This window comes from Salmonella sp. NW1250 (assembly GCF_051812965.1).
GTDB classification, from domain to species: domain Bacteria; phylum Pseudomonadota; class Gammaproteobacteria; order Enterobacterales; family Enterobacteriaceae; genus Salmonella; species Salmonella enterica.
In genome coordinates this window covers 47211-64559 of the sequence record NZ_JAMNDD010000003.1, presented here as the reverse complement: position 1 = coordinate 64559, position 17349 = coordinate 47211, and the positions used below count along the sequence as shown (strand labels likewise).

The following is a 17349-nucleotide window of genomic DNA, read 5'->3' as shown; positions in this document are numbered from 1 at the left end:
TGACCTTTCCTTCGTTGTAACGCCTAGCCTTTGCCAAAAATTCTGCGGCAGCGTTGCGGAATGGCCAACACGCTGCGGTAAAGAGGGAAACGACATGCGTAGAACATTCAAAATTATGTTGATAGCCGGCGTCATCGCCGCCATCGGGGGCGTGATTTACATGGCCGGCGAAGCACTATGGGATAAAGACAACGCCGTCGGCCCCCCGGCCAGCGCGCCGCCTCCACCGTCGGTACCGGTTGCTAAAGCCCTTAGCCGCACACTCGCGCCTACGGCGGAATTCACCGGTTTTCTGGCCGCGCCGGAGACCGTGGAGCTGCGTTCGCGCGTGGGAGGAACCCTTGACGCCGTCAGCGTTCCGGAAGGACGTCTGGTAAGCCGCGGACAACTGCTGTTCCAGATCGATCCGCGCCCGTTCGAGGTCGCCCTCGACACCGCCGTCGCGCAATTACGTCAGGCTGAAGTACTGGCCCGCCAGGCGCAGGCGGATTTCGATCGCATTCAACGACTGGTCGCCAGCGGCGCCGTATCACGTAAAAACGCTGACGATGTCACCGCCACGCGTAATGCGCGACAGGCGCAGATGCAATCGGCCAAAGCCGCCGTCGCCGCAGCGCGCCTTGAACTCTCCTGGACCCGTATTACCGCGCCCATTGCCGGACGCGTTGACCGCATACTGGTGACCCGGGGCAATCTGGTCAGCGGCGGCGTAGCGGGTAACGCCACGCTTCTGACGACTATCGTGTCTCACAATCCCATGTATGTGTATTTCGATATTGACGAAGCCACCTGGCTGAAGGCGTTACGGCATACCCGCTCCGACAAAAATCCACCGGTAGTCAACATGGGGTTAACCACCGATAACGGGCTGCCTTATCAGGGCGTACTCGACTTTATGGGCAATCAGATGAACCGCAGCACCGGCACTATCCGGGCGCGCGCCGTGATTCCTGACCCCGACGGAATGCTTTCTCCCGGCCTGTTTGCCCGAATCAGTTTGCCCATCGGCGAGCCGCGGGAAACCGTGCTGATTGACGATCTGGCGGTGAGCGCCGATCAGGGCAAAAACTATGTGCTGATCGTCGGCAAGGAGAATCAGGTGGAGTATCGTCCGGTTGAGCTGGGACAAATGGTCGATGGACTCCGCGTCGTTACACAGGGAGTACTGCCGGGAGAAAAAATCATCCTCAAGGGGCTGGTGCGTCCTGGCATGACCGTTGCGCCGCGTCTGGTGCCGATGCGGCAGAATGTGACCGACAAACAGACCGCGACATTGACTAAAGCGGACGGCGACAGCGCGTCGAAGGCGGTGCGCCAATGAAATTCACCCACTTTTTCATCGCACGACCCATCTTCGCCATCGTCCTGTCGCTGTTAATGCTGCTGGCTGGCGCTATCGCCTTTTTAAAACTGCCGCTGAGTGAATATCCGGCCGTTACGCCGCCCACGGTACAGGTTAGCGCCAGCTACCCCGGCGCTAACCCGCAAGTGATTGCCGATACGGTAGCCGCGCCGCTGGAACAGGTGATCAACGGCGTTGACGGCATGTTGTATATGAATACCCAGATGGCCATTGATGGTCGCATGGTTATCTCTATCGCCTTCGAACAGGGAACCGATCCTGATATGGCGCAAATTCAGGTGCAAAACCGGGTATCCCGCGCGCTGCCTCGCCTGCCCGAAGAAGTCCAGCGAATTGGCGTTGTAACGGAGAAAACGTCCCCCGATATGTTGATGGTGGTCCATCTTGTCTCGCCGCAAAAACGCTATGACTCGCTTTACCTGTCTAACTTCGCCATCCGGCAGGTTCGCGACGAGCTGGCCCGTTTACCCGGCGTCGGCGATGTTCTCGTCTGGGGCGCGGGCGAGTACGCCATGCGCGTCTGGCTGGACCCGGCGAAAATCGCCAACCGCGGTCTTACCGCCAGTGATATCGTTACGGCGTTGCGGGAACAAAACGTACAGGTCGCCGCCGGTTCCGTCGGGCAACAGCCGGAGGCCTCCGCCGCTTTTCAGATGACGGTGAACACGCTGGGCCGCCTGACCAGCGAAGAACAGTTCGGCGAGATTGTGGTAAAAATCGGCGCTGACGGCGAGGTGACGCGTCTGCGTGATGTCGCCCGCGTCACGCTGGGCGCAGATGCCTATACGCTGCGCAGTTTACTGAATGGCGAAGCGGCGCCAGCGCTACAGATTATTCAAAGTCCGGGCGCCAATGCGATTGACGTTTCTAACGCGATTCGCGGCAAAATGGATGAGTTGCAGCGAAACTTCCCGCAGGATATCGAATACCGGATTGCCTATGATCCTACGGTCTTCGTGCGCGCATCGCTACAATCGGTGGCGATTACGTTGCTGGAAGCCCTCGTGCTGGTCGTCCTTGTCGTGGTGCTGTTCCTGCAAACCTGGCGGGCATCCATTATTCCTCTGGTGGCGGTTCCCGTTTCGCTGGTCGGCACCTTTGCCTTGATGCACCTGTTTGGCTTTTCGCTGAATACGCTTTCGCTGTTTGGTTTGGTCCTGTCGATAGGTATCGTTGTCGATGACGCCATCGTTGTGGTCGAAAACGTGGAACGGCATATCTCGCAGGGCAAAAGCCCCGGAGAGGCGGCAAAGAAGGCGATGGATGAAGTCACTGGTCCCATTCTTTCTATTACCTCGGTGCTGACGGCGGTCTTTATCCCTTCCGCATTCCTGGCGGGCCTGCAGGGTGAGTTTTATCGTCAGTTCGCGTTGACCATCGCTATTTCGACCATCCTTTCGGCCATTAACTCGCTGACGCTCTCCCCTGCGCTGGCCGCCATTTTGCTAAGACCGCACCACGATACTGCGAAGGCTGACTGGCTAACGCGGTTGATGGGCACGGTCACTGGCGGTTTTTTCCATCGCTTTAACCGTTTCTTCGACAGCGCGTCGAACCGCTATGTTAGCGCCGTCCGTCGGGCCGTGCGCGGCAGCGTCATTGTGATGGTGCTCTATGCTGGCTTTGTGGGGCTGACCTGGCTTGGCTTCCATCAGGTGCCGAACGGGTTTGTGCCTGCGCAGGATAAATACTATCTCGTCGGCATCGCCCAGCTCCCAAGCGGCGCATCGTTGGATCGCACAGAGGCGGTCGTGAAACAGATGTCCGCTATCGCGCTGGCGGAACCCGGCGTTGAAAGCGTCGTCGTCTTCCCCGGTCTGTCGGTTAACGGCCCGGTAAATGTGCCAAATTCGGCGCTGATGTTCGCCATGCTAAAACCCTTTGACGAGCGTGAAGATCCTTCGCTTTCCGCTAACGCTATCGCCGGAAAGCTAATGCACAAATTTAGCCACATTCCCGACGGATTTATTGGCATCTTCCCGCCGCCGCCGGTTCCAGGGCTTGGCGCGACGGGCGGCTTTAAATTGCAGATTGAAGATCGTGCGGAACTGGGATTTGAAGCGATGACAAAGGTGCAAAGCGAGATTATGTCTAAGGCGATGCAGACGCCCGAACTGGCCAATATGCTGGCCAGTTTCCAGACGAACGCCCCGCAATTACAGGTGGATATCGACCGGGTGAAGGCGAAATCAATGGGGGTATCGCTCACCGACATCTTTGAAACGTTGCAAATTAACCTCGGCTCGCTTTACGTCAACGATTTCAACCGATTTGGCCGTACCTGGCGGGTGATGGCGCAGGCCGATGCGCCATTCCGTATGCAGCAAGAGGATATCGGCCTGCTTAAAGTCCGCAATGCGAAGGGCGAGATGATCCCGCTTAGCGCTTTCGTCACGATTATGCGCCAGTCGGGGCCGGACAGAATCATCCATTACAACGGCTTCCCCTCGGTAGATATTAGCGGTGGACCGGCTCCGGGCTTCTCCTCCGGACAGGCGACGGACGCGATTGAAAAGATCGTGCGTGAAACGTTGCCGGAAGGGATGGTCTTCGAATGGACCGATCTGGTTTATCAGGAAAAACAGGCCGGCAACTCCGCGCTTGCTATCTTTGCGCTGGCAGTGCTGTTGGCCTTCCTGATCCTGGCGGCACAGTACAACAGTTGGTCGCTGCCCTTTGCCGTCCTGCTTATTGCGCCTATGTCATTACTCTCAGCCATTGTCGGCGTGTGGGTATCTGGCGGAGATAACAATATCTTTACGCAGATTGGTTTCGTGGTACTGGTCGGCCTGGCGGCCAAGAACGCCATTTTGATTGTCGAGTTTGCCCGCGCCAAAGAACACGACGGCGCAGACCCGCTGACCGCCGTGCTGGAAGCGTCCCGCCTGCGTCTGCGTCCTATCCTGATGACCTCATTCGCCTTTATCGCAGGCGTAGTACCGCTGGTACTCGCGACGGGTGCCGGCGCGGAAATGCGACATGCGATGGGTATCGCCGTGTTTGCCGGCATGTTGGGCGTCACGCTCTTCGGCCTGTTATTGACGCCTGTATTTTACGTGGTGGTTCGCAGGATGGCATTAAAGCGTGAGAACCGCATTGATTCGCATGATCAGCAAGCATAATGATGGGAATGGCATAATGAAGATCACTTTTACAGGCTATCGGCAGACCGCCACGCTGGCGACGCTTGCTTTCGTCACCACGCTTGCTGGCTGTACGATGGCGCCGAAGCACGAACGCCCCGCATCGCCGACTGCGATGGTCTATCCCTACGCAACGTCAACCGTTTCTGGCGCGCCGGATGCCGCTGACATTGGCTGGCGTGATTTCTTCCACGATCCGCTTCTACAGGAACTGATCGCGATCGCGTTACGCAATAATCGGGATTTACGCAAGGCAGGGCTCAATGTTGAAGCCGCCCGGGCGTTATACCGTATTCAGCGCGCGGAGATGCTGCCGACGCTCGGCATCGCCACCGCCATGGACGCCGGTCGCACTCCCGCCGATCTCAGCGTCACGGACGAGCCTGAGATTAACCGACGCTACGAGATGGCTGGGGCGACGACGGCCTGGGAACTGGATCTCTGGGGGCGAGTGCGAAACCTTAGCGACCAGGCATTAGCCGCCTATATGGCGCTTGATGAGACGTACATTGCGGCGCGAATGAGCCTGGTTTCCGAAGTCGCCAGCGCCTGGCTGACGCTACGGGCTGACCGGGAGCTGCTGCGCTTAACCGAAGATACGCTGGCCGCGCAAAAAAGTTCATACACATTGACAACCCAGCTTGCCCGGACAGGCAACGCCACACAGCTCGATCTGCGTATGGCGGAGATCGCGCTGCGTTCTGCGGAAATCAATCGCGCGGCGTATACGCGACAGTTGGCGCGGGATCGTAACGCGCTGGAATTGCTGTTGGGCCAGCCGCTCACGCCTGAACTGTCGCGTCGACTAAACGAAGCGGTCACGCTTACGGAAGGCGCGATCCCGACCACTCTGCCAGGCGGATTACCGTCAGATCTGCTGGTACGCCGCCCGGATATTCGCGCCGCCGAGTACAGGCTGCGCGGCACAAACGCCCGAATAGGCGCAGCGCGCGCCGCCTTCTTCCCGACCATCAGCCTGACAGGCACGGCGGGAACGGCCAGCGCGTCTCTTAGCGGACTCTTTGAACCGGGATCGGGAAGCTGGCGTTTTCTACCGCAAATCACCTTGCCTCTCTTTCACGGCGGCGCATTACGCGCTGACCTGGATAGGGCGCATGTCCAAAAACAGATTGAAATCGCCAGGTATGAAAACGTTATTCAGCAAGCCTTTCGCGACGTGGCGGATGGTCTGGCGGGACAGCGTACGCTGAATGACCAGGTGCAATCAGAACAACGCGCAGTTGAAGCCAGCCAAATCGCCTATGAACTGGCCGGACTCCGTTTTCAGGAAGGCGTCGATGACTACCTTACGCTGCTTGATACCCATCGTATGCTTTATGGCGCACAGCAGCGCCTGGTGCGCACACGTCTCATGCAACAGTTAAATATCATTAACCTGTATAAAGCATTAGGCGGCGGTTGGCGGGAATACAGCGAGAAAAAGCAAGGTTAGCCCAAATAGCGCCCGCGTCGCCAGTGCGGCGCGCGCGCTAAACAGGCATATATTGCCTGCAAAATAAGGTTAACGAGGGCAACGATAAACGTTCCCGCTTAACGTGACATTCGTTTGTTTGCTTGAGCCCGAACCGTGCCATGAACTTCCTGTCTGGCCTGCACGCTGGGTTAACAGGACTACCGTATTTCCGCCCATTTTATAAGCTTTGTTTTTCAGATCGTTACGGGCACCCGTTTCCAGGTTACTGTTGGAAGTCCAGCCACCGGTAAAGAAATTCCCCTGGCTGCCCGTGATATCCCCTAAGTAGCTGCATTCCTTACCTGGCTCGCTGGTCATCACCCGTACCTGTTCAGCGCCATAATTCAGCGAATTAGCACTACATGCGGTTAAAGCCAAGCCGACGAAACATACTAAGATCTTTTTCATACTAATACCTGGTCTATTAATCATTAAATAATAACGCGTTCTTGCTTCTGAACGCCGTCAAGGAACTATATTTAAGATGTAACGAATGTCTTTCATTTGCTGAAGAAAAGTCTCTGTCATGATGCTATCATGTATGCTTGAGGTTATTTCTTGTTCAGTTTTTTCAATATGCTCTCTGAGCCTTATTTTTGTTTTTTCGTCAAGCGCCGAGATAAGTATCTTAATGGCAAGCAGCAAAGTAGGATTGATGCTTTCACACTCTCTCATCGTTAACTTTTTCATCTTGTTTACTTCAAGCCTGATCGGCGTTTTTGTCTACACGGCAAATTTTAGATGCGAAGATATGGCGACTTCTTTGGTAAATAAATAGCAAATGGAAAAAGCGCTTGAAGCCATATTTACGACAGATACGCAATCTATGAATGTACAAAGTCTTACGACTAATGCCATAGCTACTGGCGATCTGACTCATCGACTTTTTATATAAAAAGTGCCATAACAACTCCTCCTCCTTTTTTGTCAACGGCGCAATTTCACCGACCGCTACATCGTTTGCACAAGCGTATTTAATGAAATGCTCAATAAAAACAGGCTTTGCCAAATCGGGATCGATATCAGGATCTCTATCGCAGCCATGTGGATAAAGTTTTCCAATATCTCTGCGCGTGAGCCAGATTCGACGAGCATGTGGATAATGCTGCATGAGCGCCTTAAAACCTTTCCAGACCCCCTGAATCAAAACTCGTCCATCAATAATAATTATGATATCTTCGCTAGCTGATATCTGACACGAATTATATTCTCCATTGAGTGGGAACATAAAGCACTTCCCATCCTCAAAGAGTGAAGCGATGCCTAAATAAGTATAATAATCATCCGTTAAAACTATACCTATCGTTTTTAACGGAAGTTGTTCCGATAGTGAATTTATCATAATTTCATCAATAGAATAACGCTACGGTGAGTGTTTTATCTTCCTCTTAAGATTACCTGAGCGCTCATAACCATCCCTATTCTGTAGCAGCGCCATATTATTTTTAATTCCTTGCCATAAACGTAACGCTTATACTTTTAATGTCAGAAGCGATAACCTACGCTGACACCAAATGTATTGGTATCCACAGCGAAGAAACGACTGGCTTCCCATGATGCATCGATAGATATACTCTTAACTGGATTAAATATTACGCCAGCGCCGTAGGCAAAGGAGTCTTCTTTTGAGTGTTTATTAAATTTCATCGTCGCTATACCCGCATTGCCGTACAGGCTCACATAGTCATTAAAACGATATGTTGGTCCAAACATCAAAGAACCGTAGTCTACAGAATCGGAACCATTTTTATGCAATTTCCCCTCTTTCCAGGTGTAGTTCTCCATTTCATTGCGCGTCGCGGTGAATGAGCCTAACATCCCCCAGGTCTCATTGAACTCGTAACGATATTTAAAATTAAAGCCTCGCAGATCTTTGCTATCGCTATTTTTCAATGAACTGAGATGAGTTTGTGCATAACCAAACGATACGGTGTGCTGATCGTTAGCCAAAGCTAAAGGTGACGCTAATAATAAACCTAAAAAAACAAGGAACGAAGACCGTCTTTTCATTAAAACCACTCCATTTTTGATATATAATTAAGGCGGTACCGGAACTTATGGCACACAAATAGCATTTAGATTAAGAGCACCTAATGCGCTTATTACCAGTCATGCCAACTGCGGAGGTAATATAACCTGATATATTCGATAATGGATATGAAATCAGTCTTACAGAGTTCTTACTTTTTTATTAATAGCGGATTCATAGTTGCTTCAGACCCGATCCTGGCATCGCATCCGTCAGGCGGGCTGCGAGAGGTTATCAGCGAGTATCAGTTACCTCCATGAAGAATAAAAAATTCATAACAAATTGTTTTATATGTATTTTAATTGATTATTGAGTTAATCTTTACCCTTGCGGAGGGCAATTTCGCAACTCGCTTTCTGACGCATTCAGACAACATTCAGATCTACTGCGCGGTACAAACGTTATAAAGCTGCCGATTAAGAGAATAAAAAAAGGTTTTCTCACCCACTTTAGATATTCGAATCTCATTAGCCGCTTCCGGATGCAGAACCCGTAAATATGATAACAGATCGCCAGCCGTGTCCGTGGCAAAGACTTTTACCTGGGATACTTCGAACGTATAAACACCAGGCGCTGTTCGATGTAAATTTTTCATATACACGTCCCGGTATAATATTTTTACACCGTTATCTTTTGTTTTTATTTCATATTGAAGCGTAATTCTCTTCATCTTAAAATCAAGAACAAGACTACCATCGGCATGGATATCTTTAGGCTGTATCGTCGTTACCGTTCTTGTCGTGCATAAAAATTCATTAGTATTAATAGAACTATGGCTACTGTTTCGTACCCAAACTACCATCAGTACGACTGAAACAGCCAACATACCAAGCGTCGCCACGCTTAATAACGTTCTTTTATGGAAATGCATTTCGGCTCCGCTATATCAAGTTGGTTAAGACACTGGACAAAAATATTTGTATTAGGAACGCGAATGTAATAAATGATTTTTCCGTTTTGTTTATGTATTTCATTACTCATCTCAGAGTACGCTTCAACTATATCCGTCAGATGGGTTTTATCATGCCCGACACTATAAAAAGTGTATCCATCATACGAACCCTGGAGGGTAAAGTAATCAATATTTTCACCCTTAACTTTATACATCATAAAAAACATCAGAAGCGCGGCCAGGCAAAAGTAGAGCCAATCTTTTTTATTCACAGCGCCCGGTATTGGGGGGATAATTGTGTCATCACGCCGCACTTCAACTGTCGATAATTCTGTTTCAGCAACAGCAGGCAACGGCGTATTTTGCGCCTCATCACTCAACGGTTCAATGGAAACTGAGAGTAAAACACCCACGCGAGGGCGAGTCACAACAGATGCCCCCTTAAGACCAATTTTATCAAATGATCCTCGTAGCTGGTTAATCAGTTTATAATAACTGGCATCAGAGACCACGACACCTTTGCGCCCCCAGACATAGTTAATTAAATCATCTTTTTTAAAAAGGCCTTCATGAAAAGCGATAAGCAAACTGCGTTCCGATTCAGATATCGTTATCGACTCTCCGGCGCAGGAAAGCGTCATTCGTTCACAATCAAGAATAACTCTTTTGTCAATCAGATAATTGTTCTGACTCATAAAAATATCCGCCCCAGTGCTATCACATTTCTTCTCGGCATAAACATATTACCAGGATATATCGCGCTATTGAATTTTTTTCCGTAGCGAGCTCCTGTATTATTCAGCCACCAAGCCACTCGCAGATTCGTTTTCCCCCTTGAGCAGACTATTTTGCCTCTGGGCCGACTTGCCAAGCCAGCTCATAAAGTCATTAGCCCCCATCGGCCTGGCATAAAGAAATCCCTGAACGAATCCTACCCCGTGGCTTAAGATATAACGCAATTGGTGCTGGGTACTGACCCCTTCGGCAACCACATTGAGCCCCAGTCGCTGACTCAGCGTAATGATAGTATCCAGGACAGGAACATCATCGCTGCTGGTATCAATGGTATCGATAAACGTTCTGTCTATTTTAAGAGAGTCTACAGGTAATTGCTGGAGATAGGAGAGTGAGCAATAGCCGGTTCCAAAATCATCAATCGCTATTAACACGCCTTTTTCACGGAGCGTTGAAAGTTTTTCTGCGACCTGTGAAGGTTCTACAATCAGGCTACGCTCGGTGAGCTCCAACATAAGCGTTATCGTTCCCAAACGAGTCCTGAGCGCCTCTATATCTTGTATAAAACCGTCATCCATAAGATGCGCAGGCGATATATTTACGCTGATATAGAAATCATCCGGTACAGTCCAGTTTATCACGTCATGAGCAATCAGTTCGAACAGATGACGAGAGAGTGGAATAATCATGCCTTCATTTTCTGCGGCGGTAATAAAAATATCCGGGGTTATAAAACGGCCATCCGGTTGCGGCCAGCGCATTAGCGCCTCCACGCCACCGCAACTACCGTGTTTAACATTAAAAACAGGTTGATAATGTACCGTAAACTCATTGTGCGTTATCCCCCTGGCAATCTCCCGGGCCAGAGATAAACGTTTTAAATACCAGCGCCTGTAGAACAACATCATCCCTACAGAAAGACACAATGACAGCGGAACAAAAATAAAAAGGTTTTGTAACCAGTATGCCGATAACGTTGAGAAGGGGGTTCGCACCATCAGCTGGATAGTGTGATCAGTTGAGGTGAAGCGCTGCGTTAAAAACGCCTTACCGCGCAACGTCGCAGCGCTGGTAATCGCCTCCCCTGTGCCGAATGTCAGGCTAAAGGCTGATGCTCTCTCTGCTGCCAATATCTCCATGAGCTCCTGGACATACTGCGAATCCACAATGACGAAGGCCGCTTTATTCGCTGCTACTTTTTTCACATAAACCACAACAAGGCGATCGGGTCCTTCGGCCATACTACCGATAGATCGCAACCACCGTTTCGGATAAGAAGCAGGTAAAGAAAGCCCTGCCAGCCGGGAAAAATGATAGCGTTCGGTTCCTGTGACAAAGGAGCAAGTGATATCACCATTTTCCAGAAACCCAATGTCACGTACATAAGGAGTGAAGGCCCGCGTTCTGGACAGTTCTTTCAGCGTATCAGTACAGGAACTCTCAGCCAGTCTGGCGGCTTTTCCGGCGACTTGCCAGGAGGCGGCAGATATATCCGCGCTAAACCGCAGCAGCGTATTGGCGCTGACGGCGATATCTCGTTTTAGCTGGAAGATACCCGCGAGTAACCCCACCAATATCATTACGATCAGTGGAACGGCAATAAACAACATCAGAAATAGCTTTCTTACTTTCAAATCATTGCCCTCTTACCGGCCTTCCTTTTGCCACTGTACGCTTTTATAGGATAACTAAAGTAACATTAATATAGAAAAGCAATATTGAGAGATAGGTTATACGTTCTTAATGATAGCAAGATGGCACTCCCTGTGCCGAAAATAGACAAGAAAATATCAATACCCAACAGGTGCAGGATACTATCGTTAAAATAAGCGATAGCAGATATCTAAATTCAATATGTTAGCCAGATGCCAGGTTCGCTGCCTGATGAGGCATAACCATCACGGAACGAATTCCCATCAATACAGAGATTATTGGCTACAACTCAACGTTACTACTGGTGGTACACACATTATACAAATGTCGATTAAGCGAAAACATGTAGGTATTTTTCCCAATTTTGACCATCTTTAACTCATTAATCGTACCAGGCTGTAACAGTCTCAACCAGGAAAACAAATCGCCAGCAGTATCAGACTCAAAAGTCTTAACTGAATTGACTTTAAAAGTAAATGTTTTCATACCCGTTCTGCGCAGTTTGCTGATGCAGATATCACGAAAAAAAAGCCGTTTCTCTTTCGTATCGGTAGTAACATCGTAGTGTAGGGTAATCCTGCCGGATTTAAGATCCAGCACAAGTCCACCATCCATGTACAATTTTCGTGGTTCAATATACGCTTCTGATTTTGTCGTGCATATAAGATTATTGGTTCTATAAGAGTCACGATTTACCCACTCAAGCGCTATTATCGATCCGATTGCGGCAATGGCGATAAATATTACAAATATAATCAGTAACGTTCTTTTACTGTAATACATTTTGGCACCGCCATTTCAACAGGATTTAAGCATTGCAGAAAAATATTCATATTAGGCTCCCTGATATAATAAAGATGGCGTCCATTTTGCCGGTAAATTTTAATTTTTAGAGAGTTAAAAGCAAAAACTACTTCACTTAATGTGACCTTATCCTCTTTTGTTTTGTAGATTGCATAATCATTATATTCGCCAAGATATGTAAAAAAACTATCAGGGCTGTTACGAACAGGCGCTTTATATATAGTAAATACACCATAGAGCAATGCCAAAAGAATGGCTCCTGTTAATACCACAAATACGCTGTGACGTTTAATTTTGTAAAATATGTTCTCCCGAGTCAGGGTGCCTTTAACGTTTTCATCACTCACCTTTAGGGAGGTGATTTTTTTTATAGGTTCAATGGCAACAGACAGCGACACCCCCACCCGAGGGCGAGTTACGATATCAGATGACTGTAGACCGATGCTACTAAAATCATTTCTCATTTGATTAATGAGTTTATAGTAACTTGATTCTGAGACGCAGCCTCCACGATTTTCCCAAACAAAATGAATAATATCTTCTTTTTTGTAAAGACCATGCCAAAAAGCAAGAAGCAGATGGGTCTCAGCTTCTGATATTCTGATTATCTCATTACCATGCGATAAGGTCATCTTCGTACTATCAAATACAACACGCTTATCAAGTAAAAATATGCTTTCATTCATGACAATCCTAAAGGTAACTGCATCCATCATTCAGACGACATATTATCATGCTCAAAAAAGAATTCAGCCCCCTAATTAACCTGAGTTTAACTTATAAGTCTCACTTATAGTAAACAATAATTGACACAAGTATTACCTGCACATTACAAATCAAACAGTTATAGGTAAATCTGAACACTTTTCTTTACCTTAACGCAAACTCAGGAAACTTCTGAAAGGCCAAAAGTAAGAAAAAAGTAAGACTAATTATACTGTTTCAGAAGCACATTTCAGAAAATTTACCTTAATCTCACCATCGTATTATCCATCGGGAGGTTTAACTGATGCGGATTTTACATAGCAAAAATGTGCAGGTTTGTATTGCAACATAGTCTATCTATTCAGACGCGGAGAGAATTGTTATCGGATTACACTCAATCAAATGATAACACTATCAGTTGTACTAATGAGATGTATGGACGAAAGCGCTTATCGCTCTATTTCATGATAAGAGAAATAAGTCTGTTTGTTTTATATCGCATTATCAATAGTCAGGAGGGTATAGCTCACATCCAAAAATAGAGTTAATGATCGTTATTTTTACCACTCCTCCATAAGCACGAAACATTCGGGCGAATTGCACTCGTCCTGAAAAAGTAAAGATTAATACAGGAACATTATCATATGTCTATGAAAAAGTATTTAGCAATGATCACAGGCTCACTTCTTGTCTCCAGCAGCGCGATGGCTGTTTCTGATAACACCATCACCTTTCAAGGGGAAGTCTCTGATGAAACGTGCTCTGTCGTGATTAATGGTAATCAGGCTAAACCCGTCGTGTTATTGCCAACAGTAAGTACTAAAGAGTTATCAGAACAAGGGAAAACCGCGGGGCCAATAACGTTTGATATTGGGCTGTCCGGGTGTACCGGTTCTAAGGACAAAACAACAAAAATTTCCACTGTCTTTGTCGGTAATCAGGTCACCAGTAACGGTAACCTGGGTAATACTGGCAGCGCGAAAAATGTTGAAGTCCAATTACTCGACACTTCAGGGGAGCCAATCAATCTGACCGGCGGCTTTACTGGCGACGGCGACCTACAGCTGGAACCAAATGCTTCTGAAGCGAGCGCGACTTATACCGCGCGGTATTACTCTACCGGGAAAGCAGAGGCTGGGACAGTCGCTGCCACCCTTCAATACGCCGTTTCGTATAAATAATTGTCGCTACGGTCTGGCGTTGAAACGCCAGACCATTTTCAATCGCCAGGGAGTTGTTGAGATGAAAATGGATACCCGACATTCCGCATTATATTACTTAATAGTTTTTCTATTCCTGGCCCTACCCGCCACAGCATCGTGGGCGAGCGTTACTATTTTGGGTAGCCGAATAATTTACCCATCAACAGCCTCCTCCGTAGATGTGCAGTTAAAAAATAATGACGCAATACCTTATATCGTACAAACCTGGTTTGACGATGGCGATATGAATACCAGCCCGGAAAATAGCAGCGCGATGCCGTTCATTGCCACGCCGCCGGTATTTCGTATTCAACCCAAAGCAGGCCAGGTGGTACGCGTAATTTATAACAACACGAAAAAATTGCCGCAGGATCGTGAGTCAGTATTCTGGTTTAACGTATTACAGGTACCACCAACGAATATTGGCAGCGACAGCGGGCAAAATAAAATGTTGGTGATGCTGCGCTCAAGAATAAAACTTTTCTATCGTCCTGACGGGCTAGGTAAACCTGATAGTCTGGCGAAAAAACTACAGATTAAAACGGTAAATAAGGGTTCCGGAAAAAGCGGTATTGTTATTGTTAATCCGCAGCCCTGGTTTGCCTCTTTAAGTAATCTGAATGTAAAAGTGAACGGCGCTTCGTATAACCTGGATGCTGACATGATTGCCCCTTTCTCCAGTCAAACCTGGTGGCTGCCGGGCAAGCGGTCACTCAAATCCTTCTCCGGTACAGTCACCGTTACTTTGGTTAACGACCTGGGCGCAAGGATAAGCGAGAGCTACGATGTCCCCCACCATTAATTTGAACCGCAAAAGCCTTGCGCTATTGATCGCCATAGTTTGCTCAGGCTCCGCGCAGGGTGAAGAGTATTATTTTGATCCTGCGCTACTTCAGGGGGCCACTTACGGACAAAATATTGCCCGTTTTAATGAACAGCAAACGCCTTCAGGAGACTATCTTGCCGACGTTTACGTTAATGGCACGCTGGTAACAGCAAGCACTAATATTCGATTTAATGCTGTAAAAGAGGGTCAACAGACTGAACCCTGTCTGCCCTTATCGGTGATGAAAGCGGCACAGATAAAATCACTCCCCGCGACCGACGCTGCGACCGAGTGTCGCCCGCTCAGGGAGTGGGTACCTCATGCCGGCTGGCAATTTGATAGCGCCACGCTTCGCCTGTTGCTGACGATTCCAATGACCGAACTTACGCACAAACCACGCGGTTATATCTCCCCTTCAGAGTGGGATAGCGGCGCGCTGGCGCTGTTTTTACGCCATAACACAAACTGGACCCACACCGAAAATACCGACAGCCATTATCGCTACCAATACTTATGGAGCGGTTTAAACATGGGCGTTAACCTCGGACTTTGGCAGGTCCGTCATCAAAGTAATCTGCGCTATGCCAATAGCAACCAGAGTGGAAGCGCCTGGCGCTATAATAGCGTTCGAACCTGGGTGCAAAGACCTGTCGCGTCTATTAACAGTATTCTGTCGCTGGGCGATAGCTATACGGACTCCAGCTTATTCGGCAGTCTGTCTTTTAACGGAGCTAAACTTGTCACCGACGAGCGGATGCGCCCGCAGGGCAAACGCGGTTATGCGCCGGAAGTTCGGGGCGTAGCGGCCAGTAGCGCGCACGTGGTAGTAAAACAACTGGGGAAAGTGATTTATGAAACCAACGTTCCGCCGGGCCCATTTTATATTGACGATCTATACAACACCCGTTATCAAGGCGATCTGGAGGTAGAGGTTATCGAGGCCAGCGGTAAAACCTCACGTTTCACCGTGCCTTATTCTTCCGTGCCGGATTCGGTACGTCCCGGTAACTGGCACTATTCGCTGGCCTTCGGCAGGGTTCGTCAGTACTACGATATTGAAAATCGTTTCTTTGAGGGAACGTTCCAGCACGGCGTTAATAACACCATTACCCTCAACCTCGGTTCACGAATTGCGCAGCGTTACCAGGCATGGCTGGCGGGCGGCGTCTGGGCCACCGGTATGGGCGCATTCGGCCTCAACGCCACCTGGTCGAATGCGCGCGCAGAGCATAACGATCGCCAGCAAGGCTGGCGCGCGGAACTCAGTTACAGCAAAACGTTTACCACCGGCACTAACCTGGTACTGGCGGCTTATCGTTATTCAACCAACGGCTTTCGCGATCTTCAGGACGTGCTCGGCGTACGCCGGGAAGCAAAAACGGGGATTGATTACTACTCCGACACGCTGCATCAGCGCAATCGCCTGTCCGCGACGGTAAGCCAGCCGTTAGGACGGCTTGGCACGCTTAACCTCAGCGCCAGCACCGCAGACTACTACAATAACCAATCGCGTATAACACAGCTACAAATGGGGTATAGCAACCAGTGGCGGAATATAAGCTACGGGGTGAATATCGCACGACAGCGCACCACCTGGGATTACGATCGCTTTTATCACGGCGTTAACGAACCACTGGACGTGAGTAGCCGACAAAAATATACCGAAACCACAATGTCGTTTAATGTCTCTATACCGCTGGATTGGGGCGAAAACAGAACGTCTGTCGCCATGAATTATAACCAGTCCAGTCAAAGCCGTTCCTCAACCGTATCCATGACCGGCAGTAGCGGTAAAAACAGCGACCTGTCATGGTCGGTTTATGGCGGCTACGAGCGTTATCGCAATAGTAATAGCGATAGCAGCGCGCCAACGACGTTTGGCGGTAATCTACAACAGAACACCCGGTTTGGCGCACTTCGCGCCAACTATGACCAGGGAGATAACTATCGTCAGGAAGGGCTGGGCGCGTCCGGCACCCTGGTACTTCACTCTGGAGGTCTAACGGCTGGCCCCTATACCAGCGATACCTTTGCGCTTATTCATGCCGATGGCGCGCAGGGCGCGATCGTACAAAATGGCCAGGGCGCTGTGGTTGATCGCTTTGGTTACGCCATTCTGCCTTCATTATCTCCTTACCGCGTCAATAACGTTACGCTCGATACCCGTAAGATGCGCAGCGATGCCGAACTGACGGGAGGAAGTCAGCAGATTGTGCCGTATGCCGGCGCCATCGCGCGTGTCAATTTCGCCACTATCAGCGGCAAAGCAGTGCTGATCTCCGTGAAGATGCCGGATGGCGGCATACCGCCAATGGGCGCTGATGTTTTCAACGGTGAAGGCACAAACATCGGCATGGTCGGCCAGAGTGGGCAGATTTATGCCCGTATCGCCCATCCGTCGGGTTCTCTACTGGTGCGCTGGGGAACAGGGGCAAACCAGCGTTGCCGGGTTGCCTACCAACTCGATCTTCACACCAAAGAACCGTTTCTCTATCTGAACAAAATCTGCGAGAAGGAATAGCA

At 49.3% G+C, this 17349-nt stretch carries 14 protein-coding genes and 1 pseudogene; 6 read left to right on the top strand and 9 right to left on the bottom strand.

The genetic code is table 11. The features are described 5' to 3' along the window. Window positions 1-94: 94 nt before the first annotated feature. Genes mdsA through mdsC form a run of 3 tightly spaced genes read left to right on the top strand, consistent with a single transcriptional unit; the run spans window position 95 to window position 5959 of the window. The gene (gene mdsA, locus NBA72_RS05890; protein WP_023182355.1) at window positions 95-1321 is read left to right on the top strand and encodes a multidrug efflux RND transporter periplasmic adaptor subunit MdsA; all 1227 of its coding nucleotides are present in this window, start codon (window positions 95-97) and stop codon (window positions 1319-1321) included. Next, entirely contained in the window at window positions 1318-4485 is a 3168-nt protein-coding gene (gene mdsB / locus NBA72_RS05885) for a multidrug efflux RND transporter permease subunit MdsB (protein WP_042948187.1), read from the top strand. Before mdsA ends, mdsB begins: the two co-directional genes overlap by 4 nt. A 16-nt stretch (window positions 4486-4501) precedes the next feature. Continuing rightward, window positions 4502-5959, top strand: coding sequence for a multidrug efflux transporter outer membrane subunit MdsC (gene mdsC, locus NBA72_RS05880; protein WP_042948253.1), 1458 nt, complete (start codon window positions 4502-4504; stop codon window positions 5957-5959). Window positions 5960-6028: 69 nt separating this feature from the next. Here the strand turns inward: mdsC and NBA72_RS05875 are convergent, their stop codons facing one another. The 9 genes and pseudogenes from NBA72_RS05875 to NBA72_RS05835 all read right to left on the bottom strand — a co-directional run bounded on the left by NBA72_RS05875 (window position 6029) and on the right by NBA72_RS05835 (window position 12779). Next, the gene (locus tag NBA72_RS05875; protein ID WP_000722978.1) at window positions 6029-6388 is read right to left on the bottom strand and encodes a DUF4156 domain-containing protein; all 360 of its coding nucleotides are present in this window, start codon (window positions 6386-6388) and stop codon (window positions 6029-6031) included. 57 nt (window positions 6389-6445) lie between these two features. Then, complete coding sequence (locus tag NBA72_RS05870; protein ID WP_000737125.1) at window positions 6446-6670, bottom strand: membrane protein; 225 nt, start codon at window positions 6668-6670, stop codon at window positions 6446-6448. A gap of 10 nt (window positions 6671-6680) precedes the next feature. Further along, the gene (locus NBA72_RS05865; protein ID WP_000610819.1) at window positions 6681-7322 is read right to left on the bottom strand and encodes a helix-turn-helix transcriptional regulator; all 642 of its coding nucleotides are present in this window, start codon (window positions 7320-7322) and stop codon (window positions 6681-6683) included. A gap of 143 nt (window positions 7323-7465) precedes the next feature. Then, on the bottom strand, window positions 7466-7990 hold the full coding sequence (locus tag NBA72_RS05860; protein ID WP_000830237.1) for an Ail/Lom family outer membrane beta-barrel protein: 525 nt from the start codon (window positions 7988-7990) through the stop codon (window positions 7466-7468). A 401-nt stretch (window positions 7991-8391) separates the two neighbouring features. Continuing rightward, window positions 8392-8880 (bottom strand): hypothetical protein, encoded by a 489-nt coding sequence (locus tag NBA72_RS05855; RefSeq protein ID WP_000545426.1) that lies wholly within the window; start codon window positions 8878-8880, stop codon window positions 8392-8394. Beyond that, window positions 8853-9596: a transcriptional regulator gene (locus NBA72_RS05850; RefSeq protein ID WP_000081365.1), complete on the bottom strand. Its 744-nt coding sequence runs from the start codon at window positions 9594-9596 to the stop codon at window positions 8853-8855. The genes NBA72_RS05855 and NBA72_RS05850 overlap by 28 nt, the downstream gene beginning before the upstream one ends. 99 nt (window positions 9597-9695) lie before the next feature. Further along, window positions 9696-11270: an EAL domain-containing protein gene (locus NBA72_RS05845; RefSeq protein ID WP_077917532.1), complete on the bottom strand. Its 1575-nt coding sequence runs from the start codon at window positions 11268-11270 to the stop codon at window positions 9696-9698. A gap of 501 nt (window positions 11271-11771) precedes the next feature. Further along, a pseudogene (locus NBA72_RS05840) lies at window positions 11772-12072 on the bottom strand (hypothetical protein). Further along, a complete protein-coding gene (locus NBA72_RS05835) occupies window positions 12045-12779 on the bottom strand; it encodes a winged helix-turn-helix domain-containing protein (protein ID WP_042948192.1) in 735 nt (244 codons plus the stop codon). The pseudogene NBA72_RS05840 and the gene NBA72_RS05835 overlap by 28 nt, the downstream one beginning before the upstream one ends. Before the next feature lie 663 nt (window positions 12780-13442). Here NBA72_RS05835 and NBA72_RS05830 point away from each other — a divergent pair. The 3 genes from NBA72_RS05830 (at window position 13443) to NBA72_RS05820 (ending at window position 17347) form a co-directional block, all read left to right on the top strand. After that, a complete protein-coding gene (locus tag NBA72_RS05830; RefSeq protein ID WP_000062036.1) occupies window positions 13443-13979 on the top strand; it encodes a fimbrial protein in 537 nt (178 codons plus the stop codon). Between the two features lie 61 nt (window positions 13980-14040). After that, the gene (stbB, locus tag NBA72_RS05825) at window positions 14041-14802 is read left to right on the top strand and encodes a fimbrial biogenesis chaperone StbB (RefSeq protein WP_000781486.1); all 762 of its coding nucleotides are present in this window, start codon (window positions 14041-14043) and stop codon (window positions 14800-14802) included. After that, entirely contained in the window at window positions 14786-17347 is a 2562-nt protein-coding gene (locus tag NBA72_RS05820) for a fimbrial outer membrane usher protein (RefSeq protein WP_042948195.1), read from the top strand. Before stbB ends, NBA72_RS05820 begins: the two co-directional genes overlap by 17 nt. The last annotated feature ends 2 nt before the right edge of the window (window positions 17348-17349 follow it).

Excerpts from the sequence above, each read along its gene's own strand:
- NBA72_RS05875 (WP_000722978.1), bottom strand. The coding sequence starts at position 6,388 with ATGAAAAAGATCTTAGTATGTTTCGTCGGCTTGGCTTTAACCGCATGT.
- stbB (WP_000781486.1), top strand. The coding sequence starts at position 14,041 with ATGAAAATGGATACCCGACATTCCGCATTATATTACTTAATAGTTTTT.
- mdsC (WP_042948253.1), top strand. The coding sequence starts at position 4,502 with ATGAAGATCACTTTTACAGGCTATCGGCAGACCGCCACGCTGGCGACG.
- NBA72_RS05860 (WP_000830237.1), bottom strand. The coding sequence starts at position 7,990 with ATGAAAAGACGGTCTTCGTTCCTTGTTTTTTTAGGTTTATTATTAGCG.
- mdsA (WP_023182355.1), top strand. The coding sequence starts at position 95 with ATGCGTAGAACATTCAAAATTATGTTGATAGCCGGCGTCATCGCCGCC.
- NBA72_RS05820 (WP_042948195.1), top strand. The coding sequence starts at position 14,786 with ATGTCCCCCACCATTAATTTGAACCGCAAAAGCCTTGCGCTATTGATC.
- NBA72_RS05830 (WP_000062036.1), top strand. The coding sequence starts at position 13,443 with ATGTCTATGAAAAAGTATTTAGCAATGATCACAGGCTCACTTCTTGTC.
- NBA72_RS05850 (WP_000081365.1), bottom strand. The coding sequence starts at position 9,596 with ATGAGTCAGAACAATTATCTGATTGACAAAAGAGTTATTCTTGATTGT.
- NBA72_RS05865 (WP_000610819.1), bottom strand. The coding sequence starts at position 7,322 with ATGATAAATTCACTATCGGAACAACTTCCGTTAAAAACGATAGGTATA.
- mdsB (WP_042948187.1), top strand. The coding sequence starts at position 1,318 with ATGAAATTCACCCACTTTTTCATCGCACGACCCATCTTCGCCATCGTC.
- NBA72_RS05855 (WP_000545426.1), bottom strand. The coding sequence starts at position 8,880 with ATGCATTTCCATAAAAGAACGTTATTAAGCGTGGCGACGCTTGGTATG.
- NBA72_RS05835 (WP_042948192.1), bottom strand. The coding sequence starts at position 12,779 with ATGAATGAAAGCATATTTTTACTTGATAAGCGTGTTGTATTTGATAGT.
- NBA72_RS05870 (WP_000737125.1), bottom strand. The coding sequence starts at position 6,670 with ATGAAAAAGTTAACGATGAGAGAGTGTGAAAGCATCAATCCTACTTTG.